Here is a 16,477-nt window from a genome sequence, read left to right as displayed (position 1 = left end):
ATCATGCGCGCCCGGAACCGCACACGATTGATCTTCATCAATCGCGCAGACGGATTTGCGTTCACGGTAAGCGTGCCAGCCCTCACTACCGATCGAGACAGCGATGACGACTCCTTCAAACGACTCCAGCGCGCCCGCGTCCATTACGTCTGTTACGCCTGTTACGCGCATTCTGGTCGCCGTCGACGCGTCGCCCGCGTCTACGGCCGCGCTTCGCTATCTAGGCCAGCTGTTGCGCTCCGCATTGGGCCCTGCATCGCGCCCTGATGCTGCGGTGCGCATCGTGAGCGTCGCGGAGAACCCGCGATCCCTCGTGCCGCTCGGGACTTGGGCGGCCGAGCAGCTCGACGCCGCGAGAGACGAAATTCACCGCGACGCCGAAAAAGCCGCCCAGCTGGCGCTCGATGCATTGCATGGCTGCGGACTGAGCATCGACGCAGAGGTCGTCGATCTTTGCAAGGAAGGGGGCGATGTGGTGGACGCGATCGCCGCCGCCGCGTCGCGCTGGCCGGCCGACCTGGTCGTTCTCGGCACGAGCCACCATCGAGGCCTCATGCGCTGGGTGGAAGGCGAGGTTGCCGCGCCGTTCGCGCGTCTGCTCCGCTGGCCGGTTTTGCTCGTGCCCGCGGGCTACGAGGCGCCTGAGGACGAGGCTGCGTCGCGTATCCTGTTCGCGACCGATGGCAGCGACGCCTCTTTCACCGCCTTGCGGACGGCCACGGCGCTCGCCACGCCCGACGCGCACTGGTGTGCGATCTATGTGGTCGACCGGTTGCTGGCGCCGGGCACCGGATTTTTCGAACGCAAGCTGGAGGAAGCGCTGAGCGAAGCCGGTGGCGTGGCTGTCGCGAAAGCACGCGCCGACCTCGCTGCGTGCGGGCAGGAAGGATGGAACGTCGAAACCGCGATAGTCAAAACCGCTAATTCATTTGACGACGTCCCGCACACGCTCGAACGCGAGGCGGAGCGCTGGAATGCGCAACTGCTCGTGCTCGGCACGCACGGGCGGCGTGGCCTGACGCGCTGGCTGCTTGGCAGTGTCGCGGAGCGGGCCACGAGGCTCGCCTCCGTTCCCCTGCTGCTCGTGCCGCCGGCAATGGAGTGAGAGGGAGTGGGCGCCGCCCCCTTCGGGGCGGCGGGTCGCGCCAGGTAGCGGCCACAAGCGGCCACAAGCGACTACGAAGCGGCTACGAAGCGGCTACAAAGCGGCTACAAAGCGGCGTCAAGCATCCAGCGCATCCGGGACGTCGACCAGCAGCAGCGGCGTGCGCGTGAGATGGGCGACCTGGCTGGCGACGCTGCCCACCACGAGACGCTTCAGCCCCTGGCTGCTGTGCATGCCCATGACCAGCAGATCCGCATGCCATTCGGCTGCCTCACGAACCAGGACGCGTGCAATGTCGTCGCTCGTTTCGGCGGCGCCGATGGTGGCCGTCGTCACGTTGATCGAGGCGCGCTCGAGGACCTGCCTGGCTGCGGCAAGCGCCTTCGCGCCGCGATCGAAGCCCATTGCACGGTGCTCGACCGGCCATACCGGGGCAGGCGCGGCAACGCATACCGCGCGCAAAAGCGAGTCCGGCGCCGCGAAGCGCAACCCATACATTGCGCAATGTCGCGCATCTTCCGCGGAGTCGGCCGCGAAGAGCATCCGTGCCGGCCAAGCACCTTCGCCGCCGTGCCAGCCATGCGGGACGATCATCAGCGGACAGGGGCACAGCCGTGTCAGTGCGCCGGAGACGCTTGCCTCGAGCCAGCGCAGCCACTGCCGGTGCTGCCGCGCCCCCACGACCACAAGCTCCGCGCGCCACGCCGCAGCAGCAGCGACGATGGCGTGTCCGATATCGGCGTCATGCCAGGACATCTCGATCGTCTGCGTGTCCGCGCGGATGCCGGCGTTCGCAAAAAAGTCCGCCGCGTCCGCGAGCGCATCCCTTGCATCGTGCCTGCTCTGCCTCGCCCGCACCCGGCCGTTGCGCGACGGCTCCGCAACCGGTATGGCCGCATCGCCGGGCAGCAAAGCCGACGCTTCGCCCGGCGCCACGTTGACGACGCGCACCACGCTATCGATTGGCGCCACGTCGCGAACAAATCTCAGCACGTCGCGCGAAACGTCTGATGTATCTATGGCGACGAACATTCTGAGCGGCACGCGTGCGTTCATTGTCGAATTCGCCCCATGACCCGCACGGCCGGCAAGCGGGTCACCGCGCCTTTCGGCACAGGATGATCACACCGCATTCGTCAGGATCCTCGAGGCGGATAACCGTTTCCGCACCGCCACGCGCCGGCACCTGCACCGTCTGCGTCACGCTTTGCGACCGAAGATGAACTTCGATCTCGTAGCGGCCCGCGGGCACGCGGACGAACAGGAATGGCCCGCGCGTACGCACGCGCAGCAGGCGATGATGCGGTTCGGTCCAGATGCTCACGTCGACATCGGACAGGTAAGAGCCCGTTTTCGTCGCGAAGGTCATGCGCAGGTTGTATTGGCTCGCCTGCGCCCTGAACGCCTCGACTTCGGTTTGCCCGATGCCGCCCGTGATGTAGGGAACGCCGTTTCGCCCGGCGGGCATATGGGCCGTCTGCGCGTCACCTGCCCCGGCAAAGGCGCAAAGTCCGGCAATGAAAACGATGGCGGGGAGGCGGAATAGAACAGACATGACGGGCACCCATTGGCGTGATCCTGGCGACGGCGTGTCTAGCCGCGCGGCATCGATGAAGCAAGAATAGGAGTGGGCGGCAAACGGCCGTTGATACAGATCAATCGCGCCAGACCCTCGCGACGTAAGCTGCATCCCACGGTAACCGTCAAAGTTCTCTTCCTGTCATACAGCAGAGGCCCGCCATGAGCAATCTTTCGTTATCCAGAACAATAGGAAAAGCCAGCATTGCGCTGCTAATCGGTCTCGGCGTCTCCCTGTCGTTCGCCGACGAACGCAACGCCCCGAACAACGCCAACACTGCCAACAGCGCCAGCTACGGTCCGGGCATGATGGGCGAGTACGACGGCAACTACATGGGCCCCGGCATGATGGGCTTTGGCATGCCAGGACGAGGCATGATGGGCGGCGGCATGATGGGCGGTTACGGTTGCGGCCCGGGTTACGGCAGCGCAATGGGCGGTCTCGACCTCTCCCGCGATCAACGCAGCCGCATCAACGCTATCGTCGATCAAACGCGCAAGGCGCATTGGGTGCTGATGGGCAAGATGCTCGACCAGCAGGCCAGCCTCCGCGATTTGTATATCGCGCCCACGCGCGACCAGAACGCGATCGACCGGAGTTATAAGACGTTGCGCGACTTGCGCCAGCAGATGTACACCACATCGATCGATGCGCGTAAGCGGATCGAAGCCGTTCTGACCCCCGGACAGCGGGACAAGTTGCGCGAGGACTGGCGCGAAGGCGGGCCGATGGTCTGGTAGCGGAAAAAGGAAACACCCCAAGCCCATCTGCCAGGAGGCATCATGGCGACGCTGGCGATTCTTTTCGCCGTGGTCCTGCTGATCAACCTGATGCCCGCGTTCGCACCGCCTACGTGGATAGCCATGTCATGGATCGGGTTCAACGTTCCGGAAGGCAGCGCCTTGCAGTTCGCCATCGTCGCCGCGAGCGCGGCGACCATCGGGCGGCTCGTATTGGCGAACTGCGCGCGATCGCTGGTGCGCGGAAAACTGATGCGAGACGCCGACCGGCAGAATATCGACGTGATCAAGGCCTGGCTCGAAAAGCACAACACCACGACGGTCAGCGCGTTTTTTCTTTATGCCTTGAGCCCGTTCCCTTCGAACTATCTTTTCATCGCCTATGGACTATCGGGCTTGCCGCTCAGGAACATCGGCGTCGCATTCTTCATCGGCCGCACGGTCAGCTATACGGTGTGGGCTCGACTCGGAAAACTTGCATCCACCTATGTCGATCCGGAATTCCAGCTCGAAGGCGGCTATTTCAGCGTCTGGTTCGTGATCACGCAGCTCGCGCTGCTCGGTTTCGTCTACCTGCTCATGAAGATCGACTGGAAAATGCTGATCGAGCAACGCAAGCTCGCGTGGCGACGCTCGCTCAAACGGCCCGATGACGCAGGGCGCGGCCACACCACAGAGTCCTGATCGGGCCACCGTGACCGAGGCAGGCAGCGGGAGAATCGGCCGGACCGGCACGTCCTTAAGCCTGCGTTAACCTTGCCTCCCCTACGCTTGCCGCTTCCACACTCCAGGAGCGACAACGAACATGTCCGGGTTTCCGCTTTCCCTTCGCGCCAGCGTGCTGCTGTGCGCTGCGCTTCTTGCCGCCCCGTCGTTCGCACAGGCGGGCGAGATCAAGGCGCTGATGAAAGACATGAAGCTGGCCATGCAGGGCGCGATGGCCAGCACCACGATGCCGGAGCTAAGCGGCTATGTGGCCCGACTCGAACGCGACGCGCAGCAAGCGAGTCGTCAGACTTATCGCGACGACCAGCGCACGTACGACGAAGGCATGCACGCGTTGCAGCAACAGTTGGCCGAGGTGGATCAGGCCATCCGTGTGAACGACATGAATGGCGCGAAGAAAGCGCTGCACCAGATCAACAACACACGGAAGCATTATCACCACCTGCTCAGCTGACCGATTCGCACGTTCATTCGAAAATCGAACACCGCCCATGGAAAAATTCTCGCGATATCCCCTCTCGGTCAGCCTGCTGCACTGGCTGCTCGCCGTTGCGCTGACCGGCAATCTCGTCATCGGCTGGCTGCTCGACGACCGGGAGGAGCTGGTCATCCTGCACAAGTCGATCGGCATTGCGATCCTGGGCCTCGTCCTGATTCGCCTGGCGAACCGTGTACGTGTGCGGGGCCGGGTGCCGGAATCGGTCAACCGGGCGGGCACGCCGGCACATTTTGTGGAAACGGCCGTGCATCGTTTGTTCTACGCATTGATGCTGGCCATACCGCTGATCGGGTGGATGAAGACCAATGCGGCGGGACACGCCGCCAGTTGCTTCGGACTCTTTTCGCTGCCTGCGCTGATACCGAAAAACCGCGAGCTCTCGCATCTGCTCGGGCAACTGCACTCGCTGACGGCCTACGGGCTGGCTGCGTTGATCGGCCTGCACGTGGCCGGGGTCCTGGCACATCGGGTTTTCAAGGCACGAAATATCCTTCCACGCATGCTTCCCCTGCCTCTGCGGAGGCCGGACCGTCAGGCGCATGCCCCTGAATAAGTCGAATGCTGCTGGTTGAAATAACGCACGCAGCGGCACGTCTGGCCTTTCACTGAAACCCGCGGCCAACTCCATGGCGGCTTTCAGACGAAGCCCCCCGGATTGCTGACAACCCCACGTTTTTCGGAGCGTGGGGTTTTTGCTTTTGGTCCAGGCGCGCGCGCAGCGCTTGATGCACATCAATCGTGACGGCATGGAAGCAAGCAAATCTGTGTGTCGGGACGGATGTTTTCCTTGGGTGGCGGTCATGCGCGGCGCTCGAGCCACGGCGCGCGCTCGAGGGCACGCATCCGGTTTTCACACCACGGAGAAAGCACCATGCAACGCATCGGTCGAAGTGGAATGCTTGCTGGCGTAGCGGCACTCGCCATCGGCGCGGCATCGATATGCACGGCAGCCGCCGACGAAACCATCGCGCCGGCGGCGCCCGCCGACGCGGTCTCGGGCGCCAGTGTCAGGCATGCGAATGCGGTTGTCTTTGCCATCGATACCGGGCGCAACAGCATCACGCTGCTCGAAGACAACGGCCAACCGGTGGACGTGATCGTCGACCGCCGCCTCGGCGACGTCGCCAGGCTCCAGCTCGGCGACACCGTTGCCGTCACGTTCAGCAAGGCCTTGCTGCTGCGCGCCGACAAGTCCAATTCGGACGGGATACGCAAACGCATCGATAAAGGCTTCACGTCGGGCGTGCCGCTCGGTTCGTCGCTGTCGCTGTACCGGGTCGAGGAGGTGGCGACCGTCGTGCAGGTCGACCCCGGCAAGCACGAGCTCACCGTGCGCGGGCCCACGCGCACGATGACCTTGCAGGCAACGGCGGATAGCCTGATGGACGGGCTCAAGCCGGGCGACAGCGTGAAGGTCGACTACGTCGAGGCAACCGCCGTCCAGATCACGCGAAACGGCATGCCGCTGCGCTAGGCCGGTCCCGCATCAATTGACGTGAATCAAGAGCGGCCAGACACCCAGCCAGACAATGAATGCTCTCTTCAAGGAGGATTCACCATGAATGACGAAACGACCAAGCTGCCCGTGAAAAAGCCGGAAGAAAGCGCCCAGCGGCCTGCGGTGTTCCAGGCGTGGCACCCGGTCGAAAACCTGCGCCGCGAGATCGACCGTCTCTTCGACGATTTCGACCGCGGTTTCAGCCTCCAGCCGCCGCGCCGCGCTTTCCTCGGCATCGAGCCGTTCTGGCGCCGCGAACGCGCGTTCGCGGCCGCGCCGGCGGTGGACATTGCAGAAACCGACAAGGCGTATGAGATCGTGGCCGAGTTGCCCGGCCTCGACGAGAACGACATCGAAGTGAAGCTCGCCAACGGCGGCCTCACGATCAAGGGCAAGAAGCAGGAAGAGAAGGAGGAAAAGAAAAAGGATTACTACCTCCACGAGCGCCGCTTTGGCGCGTTCGAGCGCTACTTCCAGCTGCCGGAAGGCGTCGATCGCGAAAAAATCGAAGCGAGTTTCAAGAAAGGCGTGCTGACCGTGACGCTGCCCAAAACCGCGGAAGCGCGCAAAGCCGAAAAAAAGATTCCGGTGAAGGCGGCCTGACGCAAGGCTGGAGCCGAAGCCACGCTCGCCCCGGCTCATGCGGGCGGTGTGGCTCGGGAAGCGCGCCATGCGGAGAATGAAAGTGAAAGCGGCGCAGCCGGAGTTGAGGGTTCCGCGCTAAACAACGGCGGCTCGCGTCTGGACCTCGTAGCCGTCCGCCGCAATGTTCCAGTGGCTCACGCACTGTATCCGCTCGAACTCGAAAATGGCCCCTGCGATGGCCTCGTCGCGTTCCACGGACTCGCCATGCACGCGCATGAGCTCGCAGCGGTGCGGGAATCCGCGATGGTCGAGAATCTCCTTGTAAAAGACGACCTCAACGCTCGCCAGCCCCGAAGCCGCCGTACACGACGCCCCGCGCTGTTTCGCACGGCGCCGGCTGCCCTTGTCCGCCGCGCTTGCCTGCTGCCCCAACGGCTGCCCGCCCGGCGGCGGCTGAATGCGCGGCGCGCCCCCACACATGCCCATGATTGCCGCGCGCGGGGCATCGGCGCGCGGTACCGGACAGGGCATGGCCCTGTTGCCTGTTTGCGTGGTCGAATGCAAGTTCATGATCGGACCTCTCTCGCGGTTTCGTCGCTGCGCGCCGCCCCCGCCTCGCATTTCACATTTCGATGATGACCTTCAGCGCCTGCGTGCTGGCCGCGTGCGAGAACGTTTCGTATGCCTTGAGAACATCGTCGAACGCAAACCGGTGCGTGATGAGCCGGGCCGGATCGATGCGCCCGGCGCACACGGTCTTGAGCAGCATGGGCGTGCTCACCGTGTCGACGAGACGCGTCGTGATCGACACGTTGCGGTCCCACAGCTTGTCGAGGAAGATCGACGCGCTCACGCCATGCACGCCGACATTCGCAATCGTGCCGCCCGGCGCCACCAGCTGCTCGCACAGCTCGAAGGTGGCGGGCACGCCCACCGCCTCGATGGCGCAGTCCACGCCCACGCCGTCCGTGAGCTTCATGACCGCTTCCACCGCGTCCGCAGCGCGCGGATCGACGCACGCCGTGGCGCCGAAGCGCTTCGCGCATTCGAGACGGTTCGCGTCCATGTCGATCATGATGATCTGCGCGGGCGAGTAGAACTGCGCGGTCAACAGCGCCGCCAGCCCAATCGGCCCCGCGCCCACGATGGCGATGGCGCTGCCTGGCTCGACCTTGCCGTTGAGCACGCCGCATTCGAAGCCCGTGGGCAGGATGTCCGAGAGCATCACGAGCGCCGCTTCGTCGAGGCCCGCGGGGATCTTGTAAAGACTCGTCTGCGCATGCGGCGTGCGCACGTATTCGGCCTGGGTGCCGTCGATGCGGTTGCCGAGAATCCAGCCGCCCGTCTTGCAGTGCGAGTACATGCCGCGGCGGCAGTATTCGCATTGCCCGCAGCTCGAAATGCACGACACCAGCACGTGATCGCCGGGTTCAAGCGTGCTCACGCCGCTGCCCACCGCATGCACGACGCCCACGCCTTCGTGGCCGAGGATGCGCCCCGGCGTGCAGCTCGGCACGTCGCCCTTGAGGATGTGCAGATCGGTGCCGCAGATCGTCGTCTTCGACATCTTGACGATGGCGTCGCCGGGCTCCCGCAATTCCGGCATCGGACGCGTTTCGACCGCGAAGCGGCCCGGACCGTTATAGACCAGTGCTTTCATGTTTTCTCCATCGGCGTTCGGAAATGGGCCGGCGCGGCGCCTGCCAACGGCGTGGCAACGGCGTGCCGGCGCTATCGGCTTTGATCATGCGCCGCCGAGCCCAGGCGCATTTGACTTCGATCAAGAGCACCGGGGCCGACGCGCATCAGGAAGAAGGAAGCGTGGCGGGGCTACGCCACCGGCGTCTGAGCGCTGCCCTCGCGCCGGTGCCAGCCCGCCGCCGGTTCGAGCGGTTCGAGCGCGCTGGTTTCGTCGAGATGGAACAGCGCATCGAACTGCGACGCGAGCGAGGCTTCGAAGTAGTGGCTCTGGCGTTCCGTCTGCGGCAGGTACAGCACGCCGATGGCCCGCTCGAGCATGGGTTCGTCGAGCGGGCCGGACGCCTCATCGCGCAGCGGCATAAAGAACCGGTCGTAGCCCGTCGTGTGGAACAGGTGCTCCCAGCTCTCGGGCAGCGCGGGACGCACCCACTTTTGCTCGACCTCGCCGTCCCACTGCGAGGCCGCCGACACGTGGCCGGTGCAGGTCGTGAAGCCCACCAGCAAGGCGCGATGCTGCGCGCTCTCGCGCACGATCTGGCCGAGGTTCCACTCGCCGCGCCGGCGCGATTCGGTCGCGCGGGCGTCGCCAAGGTGCGAATTGTGGGCCCAGACCACGACCTTGCCGCTGCCGCCGCGCCGCACGCGATAGCGCGCCAGTGCGAACAGCGTATTGGCCATGTGCGCGTCGCGCAGGTTCCAGGTGTTCAGCCGGCTGCTGAACATGCCGCGGTAGTACGCCTCGGCATTGACCACCACCTGGGCGTTCTGCTCCGCAAAGAACTGCGCGTCGAGCGCGTCGGTGCCGTCGCGCGAGAGGTACTCGAATTCGCCGGCGCGCAGTTGCAGCAGCTGCTGCACCGCGCCCGCGCGCGCAGCAGGCCGCGCGCCGAGCGCCACCGCGTAGCCATAGGTCTGCGCCTCGCGCACGTGATCGAGCGCCGCATAGCGCTCGCGCGCCAGCGCCGCTTCGTGCGGATCCACGGCCTCGAGATAGCGGATCACGGCGTCCGCCGAGCGGTAGAGGCTGTACAGATCGAGACCATAAACGCCCGCGCGCTGCCGCCGCGGGCGCGCCGCGTTCAGCTCGCGCAGCGCCGCGATGAAATCGCGCATCTCGCGATTGCGCCACATCCATTCGGGGAATCGCTCGAAGTCGTCCAGCGCGGATGTGGCGTCGTCGGCGCCCACGCCTTGCACGAAACGGTTGATGCGCCAGGCGTCGGGCCAGTCGCCTTCGATCGCCACGGTGTCGAAGCCGCATTCGCCGATCAGGCGCAGCGTGATTTCTGCGCGCATGCGGTAGAACTCGGCGGTGCCGTGAGTCGCCTCGCCGAGCAGAACCAGATCGCGGCCGTGCGCCATCTCCAGCAGTGCGTCGTAGTCCGCAAGCGTTCCGTCGAGGCGTTGCGCGAGGTCGCGAACGGCCAGAAAGGGGGTCTTCGAAGGCTGCATGATCCATGCCCTCCTTGCCAGAATCGGTTTACCGGCCGCTCAAGCCGGGCCGCCGCCGGGCGGCACAGAATGCGCGCCGCCCGCAGCGCCATCCGCAGCGCCGTGAGCCGGGTCCGGTTGCCCGCCTTGCGCGGCGTCGAGGCAGGCTCGAACCTCCTCGTCGCTGGTCTGGGCGAAGTCGGCATAAAACTGCCCGATGCCCATGAACCCATACGGCTGCAACACGCAAACGAAATCGTCCGCCACTCCGGCGAAGCGCTCTTCGGCGCCAGCCGGGCAAACCGGCACCGCCACCACGAGCGCCCTCGGCCGTCTGCCACGCAGCGCCTTGAGGGCCGCATGCATGGTCGCGCCTGTCGCCATGCCGTCGTCCACCACGATGACGGTCTTGCCCTGCACCGCCGCCGGCGGCCGCTGCCCCCGGTAAGCCGACTCGCGGCGATGAAGCTCGATGCGTTCGCGCTCGAAGGTATCCGCGAACTGCGCCTCGCTCACGTAGAGCGCGCGCATCACTGCGTTGTTCACGTAGAGCGCGTCGCCGCTGGCGATGGCGCCCATGGCGAGCTCGGGATTCTGCGGCGCGCCCAGCTTGCGCACGATCAGCACGTCGAGGGGGCAGCGCAAGGCCTTCGCCACCTCATAGCCAACCGGCACGCCGCCGCGCGGCAGCGCGAGCACCACGACGTCGTCGCGCGCCGCGTAGCGCTCCAATGCCAAGGCAAGCTGCCTGCCGGCATCGACACGATTCTGGAACAGGTCACGCATGATCTGGCGTCCTGATCAAATCTCGACCCCGCGGGTCATCGGGCGCGCCTCGAGCCAGCGTCCGAACCAGTCGCTGGCAAGACGCGTCACCGCCTCGAGCGCGCCCGGCTCCTCGAACAGATGCGTCGCGCCGGGCACGATCTCGATGCGATGCTCGCAGCGCATCTGCGCGGCGGCCTTGCGGTTCAGGCGGACGACCTCCTCGTCGAGTCCGCCCACGATCAGCAGCGTGGGCGCCGTGACCGCGGCAAGCGCCTCCCTCGCAAGGTCGGGCCGACCGCCTCGGGACACCACCGCGCTCACCGAATCCGTCTGCGCCGCCGCGACGAGCGCGGCGGCCGCGCCCGTGCTCGCGCCGAACAGACCGACTGGCAGCGGCGCGATCTCGGGCCGCTCGCGCAGCCAGACGAGGGTCGCAGCGAGCCGGCGCGCCAGCAGCGAAATATTGAAGCGGTACGTGGCGTCGACGCTGTCGTGCCGCTGCTCCTCAGCCGTGAGCAGGTCGAACAGCAGCGTCGCGAAGCCCGCGCGATGCAGCCCCGCCGCCACCTGCCGGTTGCGCGGGCTGAAGCGGCTACTGCCGCTGCCGTGCGCGAACACCACGATGGCGCGGGCCTGATCGCGCATCTCGAGGGTTCCGCCCAAGGTCACGTAATCGACTGGAATCTCCACCTGCAGCGCTTGCATCTGTCCCTCCTGGGGTGGCGTCCGTGCATGGTTCGCGGGGCGCTTGATCCCATCATCGTGGCGGCTTCGCACCGCCGGTTGACTTCGATCAATCGCATGCGGCGCGGGTCGGGTCGAATGCACTTAGCCGGCGCGCCGCCTGCGCATGTGCGCCCACCCTCGACCCGGAGCTACGATCATGACCCTGCCGCCCCTCCTGCACCGCCTCCTGCACCGCCTGCTGTGCGGCCCGTGCCGCGCACGCCGCGTGCGCGTCATCACGCTCGAGCGCACGTGCGCCGCACGCGCGCATGCGCCGATTCCTGTGCTTCTGCCATGTCCCGCGCACACCACGTTCCCTTCGCGCTAAGCGGCGGCAAGGCGCGCCGCGACGCCCGCCGCGTCGATCGCGCCTTGCGCCGCGCAAGCACCTACCCGCATCCCGCGGGCCGCATCCGGCGCATCGAGACGCACCTGTCGGTGGTATTTCTCGCTGGACGCTACGCTTACAAGCTTTTCAAGCCGGTGAAGTTCGACTTCGCCGATCTCACGCGGCTCGCGCGGCGCCGCCGCTGCGCGCAGGCCGAGTGCACGCTCAACCGCGCGCTGGCCGGGCCGCTCTATCTGGGCGTATGGCCGCTCGTCGCGCGGGGCCGGCGCTGCGTCTTCGGCGCCGTCTCGAGCGCGCCGGCAGGCCGCCGCCAGGCGCCGCCTGCCGGCGCGCTGGAATACACGGTGCGCATGCGCCGCTTCGATGCGGGTGCGGTGCTCTCCGCACGCTGCGCCCGCCGCGACGACGGTCTCGCGGACGCCGACGCGCTGGCGGCGCGCCTCGCGCACTATCACCTGCACGCGCCCCGCCGCGCACCGCGCGCACGCTACGGCAGCGCGGCCAGCGTGATGGCCCAATGGCGGCCGCTCGCCGATGCGCTCGACCCCGCCGTGCCGGCCGAGGCCGCGTTGCGCGCGTGGTGCGAGGCGGCGCTGACGCGCCTCGCGCCGCAATTCGACGAGCGCCGCGCGAACGGCTTCGTGCGCGCCTGCCACGGCGATCTGCATCTGGACAACCTGATCCGCTGGCGCAACCGGTTGCTGATGTTCGACTGCATCGAGTTCGACGACGCGCTGCGCTGGATCGACGTCGCCAGCGATCTCGCGTTCGCGGTCATGGATTTCACCGCCCACGGTCGCGCGGACTGCGCGCATCGGCTGCTCGGCGCATGGCTGGCCGCAACCGGCGATTACGCGGCGCTGCGCGTGCTGCCGTTCCATACGGCCTTGCGCGCCCTCGTGCGCGCGCTGGTGGCGCACCTGCGCGGCGATGCCGCCGACTCCGCGCGCTACCGGCGCGTGGCGGCGGACGTCGCGGCGCGCCTGAGCGATGCGCGGCCCGCGCTGCTGTGCCACGGCGTCTCGGGCCCGGGCCGATCGGCTCGCGAGCCGCGCGCTCGCGCAGCGGCTTGGCGCGATCCGCCTGTCGAGCGATGCCGAGCGCAAGCGCCTCGCCGGCGTCCCGGACGCCGCGCGGCTGCCCGCTTGCGCCTATGCGGCGGGCCAGGTCGAGGCGATCTACGGCGGCCTCCTCGCGCATGCGCAAACCGTGCTCGAAAGCGGCTATACGGCGATCGTCGATGCGACCTTCCTGCGCGAACGCAACCGCAGCGACTTCATCGCGCTCGCGCGCCGCCTGGGCGTGCGCATCGTCCTGCTCGATTTCACGGCGGATCGCGCGACGCTCTTCGCGCGCGTCGAGTCGAGGGCGACCTTGGGGCGCGATGCGTCCGACGCCGGCCCGGCGGTGCTCGCCGATCAACTCGCGCGGGCCGAGCCCCTGAGCGCCACGGAGCGCGCGCTGGCGATGCGCTTCGACACCGGGGGCGAACCCTCGGCTTACGAAACCGAAGCCTTCTGGACGCCGCTGCTCGACGCGCTCGCGCGCCCGGGCCTTCATCCGGTCAGCCGATAAACCACCGCAAAACCGCCGACATCATGCCGATCCACAATGCCGATATCGCCGAAGTGTTCAGCGAGATAGCCGACCTGCTCGACATTCAGGGCAGCAATCCCTTTCGCGTGCGCGCTTACCGCAACGCCGCCCGCTCGGTGAGCGAATACGCGCGGAACGTGCGGACGATGGTGGCCGAGGGCGCCGACCTGAGGACGATTCCCGCCATCGGCGACGACCTTGCGCTGAAGATCCAGGAGATCGTGCGCACCGGCACCTGCGCGATGCTCGCGAAGCTGCGCACCGGCATGCCGTCGGCGGTCACGGCCCTGCTGCGCATTCCGGGCCTCGGGCCGCGGCGCGTGCGCAAGCTCTACGAGCATCTGCACGTGCAGTCGCTGCAGGAGCTGGAGCGCGCCGCGGCCGAAGGCCGGATCCACCAGCTACCCGGCTTCGGCAAGCAGACCGAAGCGCAGATCCTCGCGCACATTCAGGCGCGCCTCGACAAGGCGCGCCGCTTTCCGTTCGTGCAGGCGAGCCAGCGCGCAGAGCCGCTGCTGGCCTGGCTCGCCGCCTCGCCGCAGGTGGAGCGCGTCGAGGCGGCGGGCAGCCTGCGGCGGCTGCGCGACACGGTGGGCGACATCGACATCGTGGCGAGCGCGCGCGATCCGGCTGCCGTCACCGGCCGCTTCGTCGGTTACGAAGACGTCATCGAGGTGCTCGCGCACGGCCCGACCCGCGCCAGCGTCGTGCTGCGCGGCGGTCTGCAGGTCGATCTGCGCGTGGTCGAGCCCGCAAGCTTCGGCGCCGCGCTGGTCTACTTCACCGGCTCGAAGGCGCACAACGTGGCGTTGCGCCGGCTCGGCCAGGAGCGCGGCCTCAAGATCAACGAATATGGCGTCTTTCGCGCGGACACCCGCATTGCCGGCGAGACCGAGGAATCCGTGTACGCGGCCGCCGGCCTCTGCTGGATCCCGCCGGAGCTGCGCGAAAACGCGGGAGAGATCGACGCCGCGCGCACCGGCGCACTGCCGGCATTGATCGCGCGCGCCGATCTGCGCGGCGACCTGCACGCCCATACGGCGGCGAGCGACGGCCGCGCCTCGCTGCACGAAATGGCGCTCGCCGCGCGCGAGCGCGGCTTGTCCTACCTCGCCATCACGGATCACTCGAAGCGCCTCGCCATGGCGCACGGTCTCGGGGCGGCCAGGCTCGCCGCGCAGATCGACGAGATCGACGGGCTCAACGCGCAGCTCACGGGCATCACGCTGCTCAAGGGCATCGAGGTCGACATCCTCGAAGATGGCAGCCTCGATCTGCCCGACGCGATCCTCGCGCGCCTCGATCTCGTGGTCGGCGCGATTCACAGCCATTTCGACCTGCCGCGCGAGCGCCAGACCGAGCGGATCCTGCGCGCGATGGACCACCCCTGCTTCACCCTGCTCGCGCATCCGAGCGGCCGCCTGATCGGCAGCCGCGAACCGTGCGATATCGACATGCTGCGCGTCGTGCGCAAGGCGCAGGCGCGCGGCTGCTTTCTCGAGCTCAATGCCCAGCCCGAACGCCTCGACCTGACCGACACGGCCTGCCGCATGGCGAAGGATCACGGCGTGCTGGTCTCGATCGGCTCCGATGCGCACAGCATGGCCGGGCTCGACGACCTGAGTTTGGGCGTCAACCAGGCGCGCCGGGGCTGGCTCGAAAAGGCAGACGTGCTGAACACCCGGCCGCTCGCGAAGCTGCGTGCGCTCATTGCGCCTACGATGCGTGAAACGCCGGAAGACAACATGGCCGCCCTTGCGCGAGCGCCTCGCGTTCACTCGCAAGTGGCGGGCCACGGCCGCTCGGGCCAACAAGAGGCCGCAAGCCAGTGAGGTCAACCATGTGGTATGCCCTGGTCGAACAGCAGCGCCAATGGCTGCGCGCATGGCGCGCGGCGTCGCAATCCATGCGCAGCGCCTGCGAGGCGTGGCCCGCGCCCCCGCTCGCGCACGCCGCTTCGTCCTGCTACGCCGATCTGTGCGAGCCCCTGCTCGGCCTCGCGGACGGCCCGCCGCCGTTCGCGATCGACGCCATCGCGCTCGCGGGCCGCCGCTGCGCCGTCGAGGAAAGCATCGTCGCGCGCACGCCGTTTTGCGACCTGCGCCGCTTTGCATGTCATGGCGCGCGCCCCGGCGCCGCGCGCGCCGTGCTGCTATGCGCGCCGCTGGCCGGACATGCGGCCGTCATGATGCGCGAGACCGTCGAGGCGCTGCTCGCCGACGGCGACGTCTACGTCACCGACTGGATCAACGCGCGCGACGTGCCGCTCGCGGCGGGACGCTTCGGCCTGAACGAATACGTGACGATGCTCGACGGCTTCATCGGCCAGCTCGCAGGCGATGGCCGGCCGTTGCATGTCGTCGCCGTCTGCCAGTCGACGTTTCCCGCGCTCGGCGCGCTTGCGCTGCGTGCGCAGCGCGCGCTGGCGCCGCCCGCCAGCATCACGCTGATAGGCGGCCCGCTCGATGCGCGCCGCAATCCGGGCACGCTCGGTCTGGCCGCCGCGTCGCATTCGCTCGACTGGTGCGAGCGCCACCTGATCGACGTCGTGCCGCCGGGGTTCGCGGGGCACGGCCGGCGGGTGTTCCCAACATGGCTGCAGCGGGCCGAGATCGCGATCGTCTATCCGCAGCGGTACATGTCGCTGATCGACTGCTACACCCATGCCGCCGCGAGCGGCGACGCCCGCGCGCTGGCCGCCGCGCGCCGGGCATTGATCGAATACTCCGCGCTGATCGACATGCCGGCGGAGTACTTCCTCGACACTGTCGATATCGTGTTTCAGCGCGCGCTGCTAGCGAACGGCACATGGCGCGTGGCGAGCGGCACGAGCGGAACCAGCGCGGGAAGCACGGGAAGCGCGGAAAGCGGCACGCTCGTCGAGCCGGCAGCATTGCGCGACGTCGCGCTGCTGAGCGTGGAGGGCACGCGCGATGCTGTCACCGGGGCCGGGCAGACGCACGCGGCGCTGGAGATGTGCAGCGGCATTGCGCCTGATGCGCGGCAGCGCCTCGACGTGGACGGGTGCGATCACTACGGGCTGTTCACGGGCGAGCGCTGGCGCGCCGACGTGCATCCGGCGCTGCAGGCGACTTTCGTTCGCGCGGAAGCCGCCCGCTCGCCGCTGCACGCGCTCGCGCGCACGCCCCGCGACGAACGGACCTGATTTGGGCC

19 protein-coding genes are annotated in these 16,477 nt (G+C 67.6%); 11 read left to right on the top strand and 8 right to left on the bottom strand.

What is annotated here, in order from left to right; all coding sequences use genetic code 11:
• Window positions 1–103: 103 nt before the first annotated feature.
• A complete protein-coding gene (locus PWP93_RS20970) occupies window positions 104–1,105 on the top strand; it encodes a universal stress protein (protein ID WP_421045794.1) in 1,002 nt (333 codons plus the stop codon).
• A 117-nt stretch (window positions 1,106–1,222) separates the two neighbouring features.
• On the opposite strand, the gene PWP93_RS20965 is transcribed toward PWP93_RS20970, so the two are convergent.
• Together PWP93_RS20965 and PWP93_RS20960 are read right to left on the bottom strand one after the other, a co-directional pair.
• Window positions 1,223–2,137: a universal stress protein gene (locus PWP93_RS20965; RefSeq protein WP_421046146.1), complete on the bottom strand. Its 915-nt coding sequence runs from the start codon at window positions 2,135–2,137 to the stop codon at window positions 1,223–1,225.
• Window positions 2,138–2,201: 64 nt separating this feature from the next.
• On the bottom strand, window positions 2,202–2,795 hold the full coding sequence (locus PWP93_RS20960; protein ID WP_421045793.1) for a carboxypeptidase regulatory-like domain-containing protein: 594 nt from the start codon (window positions 2,793–2,795) through the stop codon (window positions 2,202–2,204).
• Window positions 2,796–2,845: 50 nt separating this feature from the next.
• Between PWP93_RS20960 and PWP93_RS20955 the strand changes: the two genes are divergently transcribed.
• The 6 genes from PWP93_RS20955 to PWP93_RS20930 all read left to right on the top strand — a co-directional run bounded on the left by PWP93_RS20955 (window position 2,846) and on the right by PWP93_RS20930 (window position 6,750).
• Window positions 2,846–3,424 (top strand): Spy/CpxP family protein refolding chaperone, encoded by a 579-nt coding sequence (locus tag PWP93_RS20955; RefSeq protein ID WP_421045792.1) that lies wholly within the window; start codon window positions 2,846–2,848, stop codon window positions 3,422–3,424.
• A 42-nt stretch (window positions 3,425–3,466) separates the two neighbouring features.
• The gene (locus PWP93_RS20950) at window positions 3,467–4,108 is read left to right on the top strand and encodes a hypothetical protein (protein ID WP_421045791.1); all 642 of its coding nucleotides are present in this window, start codon (window positions 3,467–3,469) and stop codon (window positions 4,106–4,108) included.
• A gap of 121 nt (window positions 4,109–4,229) precedes the next feature.
• Complete coding sequence (locus tag PWP93_RS20945) at window positions 4,230–4,604, top strand: cytochrome b562 (RefSeq protein WP_421026781.1); 375 nt, start codon at window positions 4,230–4,232, stop codon at window positions 4,602–4,604.
• A 37-nt stretch (window positions 4,605–4,641) separates the two neighbouring features.
• A complete protein-coding gene (locus PWP93_RS20940) occupies window positions 4,642–5,202 on the top strand; it encodes a cytochrome b (RefSeq protein ID WP_421045790.1) in 561 nt (186 codons plus the stop codon).
• 318 nt (window positions 5,203–5,520) lie between these two features.
• Window positions 5,521–6,123, top strand: a complete 603-nt coding sequence (locus PWP93_RS20935) for a hypothetical protein (RefSeq protein WP_421045789.1) — start codon at window positions 5,521–5,523, stop codon at window positions 6,121–6,123.
• 84 nt (window positions 6,124–6,207) lie between these two features.
• Window positions 6,208–6,750 carry an Hsp20/alpha crystallin family protein gene (locus PWP93_RS20930; RefSeq protein ID WP_421045788.1) on the top strand — a complete coding sequence of 181 codons (543 nt, stop codon included), beginning with the start codon at window positions 6,208–6,210 and terminating at the stop codon, window positions 6,748–6,750.
• Between the two features lie 117 nt (window positions 6,751–6,867).
• On the opposite strand, the gene PWP93_RS20925 is transcribed toward PWP93_RS20930, so the two are convergent.
• From PWP93_RS20925 to PWP93_RS20905, 5 genes are all read right to left on the bottom strand, one after another.
• Window positions 6,868–7,302 (bottom strand): hypothetical protein, encoded by a 435-nt coding sequence (locus tag PWP93_RS20925; RefSeq protein ID WP_421045787.1) that lies wholly within the window; start codon window positions 7,300–7,302, stop codon window positions 6,868–6,870.
• Between the two features lie 52 nt (window positions 7,303–7,354).
• A complete protein-coding gene (locus tag PWP93_RS20920; RefSeq protein WP_421045786.1) occupies window positions 7,355–8,392 on the bottom strand; it encodes a zinc-dependent alcohol dehydrogenase family protein in 1,038 nt (345 codons plus the stop codon).
• Window positions 8,393–8,562: 170 nt separating this feature from the next.
• The gene (locus tag PWP93_RS20915; protein ID WP_421045785.1) at window positions 8,563–9,885 is read right to left on the bottom strand and encodes an erythromycin esterase family protein; all 1,323 of its coding nucleotides are present in this window, start codon (window positions 9,883–9,885) and stop codon (window positions 8,563–8,565) included.
• Between the two features lie 39 nt (window positions 9,886–9,924).
• Entirely contained in the window at window positions 9,925–10,650 is a 726-nt protein-coding gene (locus tag PWP93_RS20910) for a phosphoribosyltransferase (protein ID WP_421045784.1), read from the bottom strand.
• Between the two features lie 15 nt (window positions 10,651–10,665).
• A complete protein-coding gene (locus PWP93_RS20905; RefSeq protein WP_421045783.1) occupies window positions 10,666–11,337 on the bottom strand; it encodes a dienelactone hydrolase family protein in 672 nt (223 codons plus the stop codon).
• A gap of 178 nt (window positions 11,338–11,515) precedes the next feature.
• Here PWP93_RS20905 and PWP93_RS20900 point away from each other — a divergent pair, with 178 nt between their 5' ends.
• On the top strand, window positions 11,516–11,686 hold the full coding sequence (locus PWP93_RS20900) for a hypothetical protein (protein ID WP_421026772.1): 171 nt from the start codon (window positions 11,516–11,518) through the stop codon (window positions 11,684–11,686).
• Here PWP93_RS20900 and PWP93_RS20895 read toward each other — a convergent pair.
• Complete coding sequence (locus tag PWP93_RS20895; RefSeq protein ID WP_421045782.1) at window positions 11,683–12,723, bottom strand: hypothetical protein; 1,041 nt, start codon at window positions 12,721–12,723, stop codon at window positions 11,683–11,685. The genes PWP93_RS20900 and PWP93_RS20895 overlap by 4 nt on opposite strands.
• On the opposite strand from PWP93_RS20895, the gene PWP93_RS20890 reads away from it, so the two are divergent.
• Genes PWP93_RS20890 through phaZ form a run of 3 tightly spaced genes read left to right on the top strand, consistent with a single transcriptional unit; the run spans window position 12,698 to window position 16,469 of the window.
• On the top strand, window positions 12,698–13,282 hold the full coding sequence (locus PWP93_RS20890) for an AAA family ATPase (protein ID WP_421045781.1): 585 nt from the start codon (window positions 12,698–12,700) through the stop codon (window positions 13,280–13,282). The two genes, PWP93_RS20895 and PWP93_RS20890, sit on opposite strands and share 26 nt — an antisense overlap.
• A gap of 23 nt (window positions 13,283–13,305) precedes the next feature.
• Entirely contained in the window at window positions 13,306–15,135 is a 1,830-nt protein-coding gene (gene polX, locus PWP93_RS20885) for a DNA polymerase/3'-5' exonuclease PolX (protein ID WP_421045780.1), read from the top strand.
• Between the two features lie 8 nt (window positions 15,136–15,143).
• The gene (gene phaZ / locus PWP93_RS20880) at window positions 15,144–16,469 is read left to right on the top strand and encodes a polyhydroxyalkanoate depolymerase (protein ID WP_421045779.1); all 1,326 of its coding nucleotides are present in this window, start codon (window positions 15,144–15,146) and stop codon (window positions 16,467–16,469) included.
• Window positions 16,470–16,477: the final 8 nt, after the last annotated feature.

Origin of the sequence: Paraburkholderia sp. A1RI-2L, from assembly GCF_048957375.1 — a bacterium.
In the GTDB taxonomy this organism is placed as follows: domain Bacteria; phylum Pseudomonadota; class Gammaproteobacteria; order Burkholderiales; family Burkholderiaceae; genus Paraburkholderia.
Note: the sequence above shows the minus strand (reverse complement) of the source record. Positions and strands in the feature narration are given on the sequence as shown.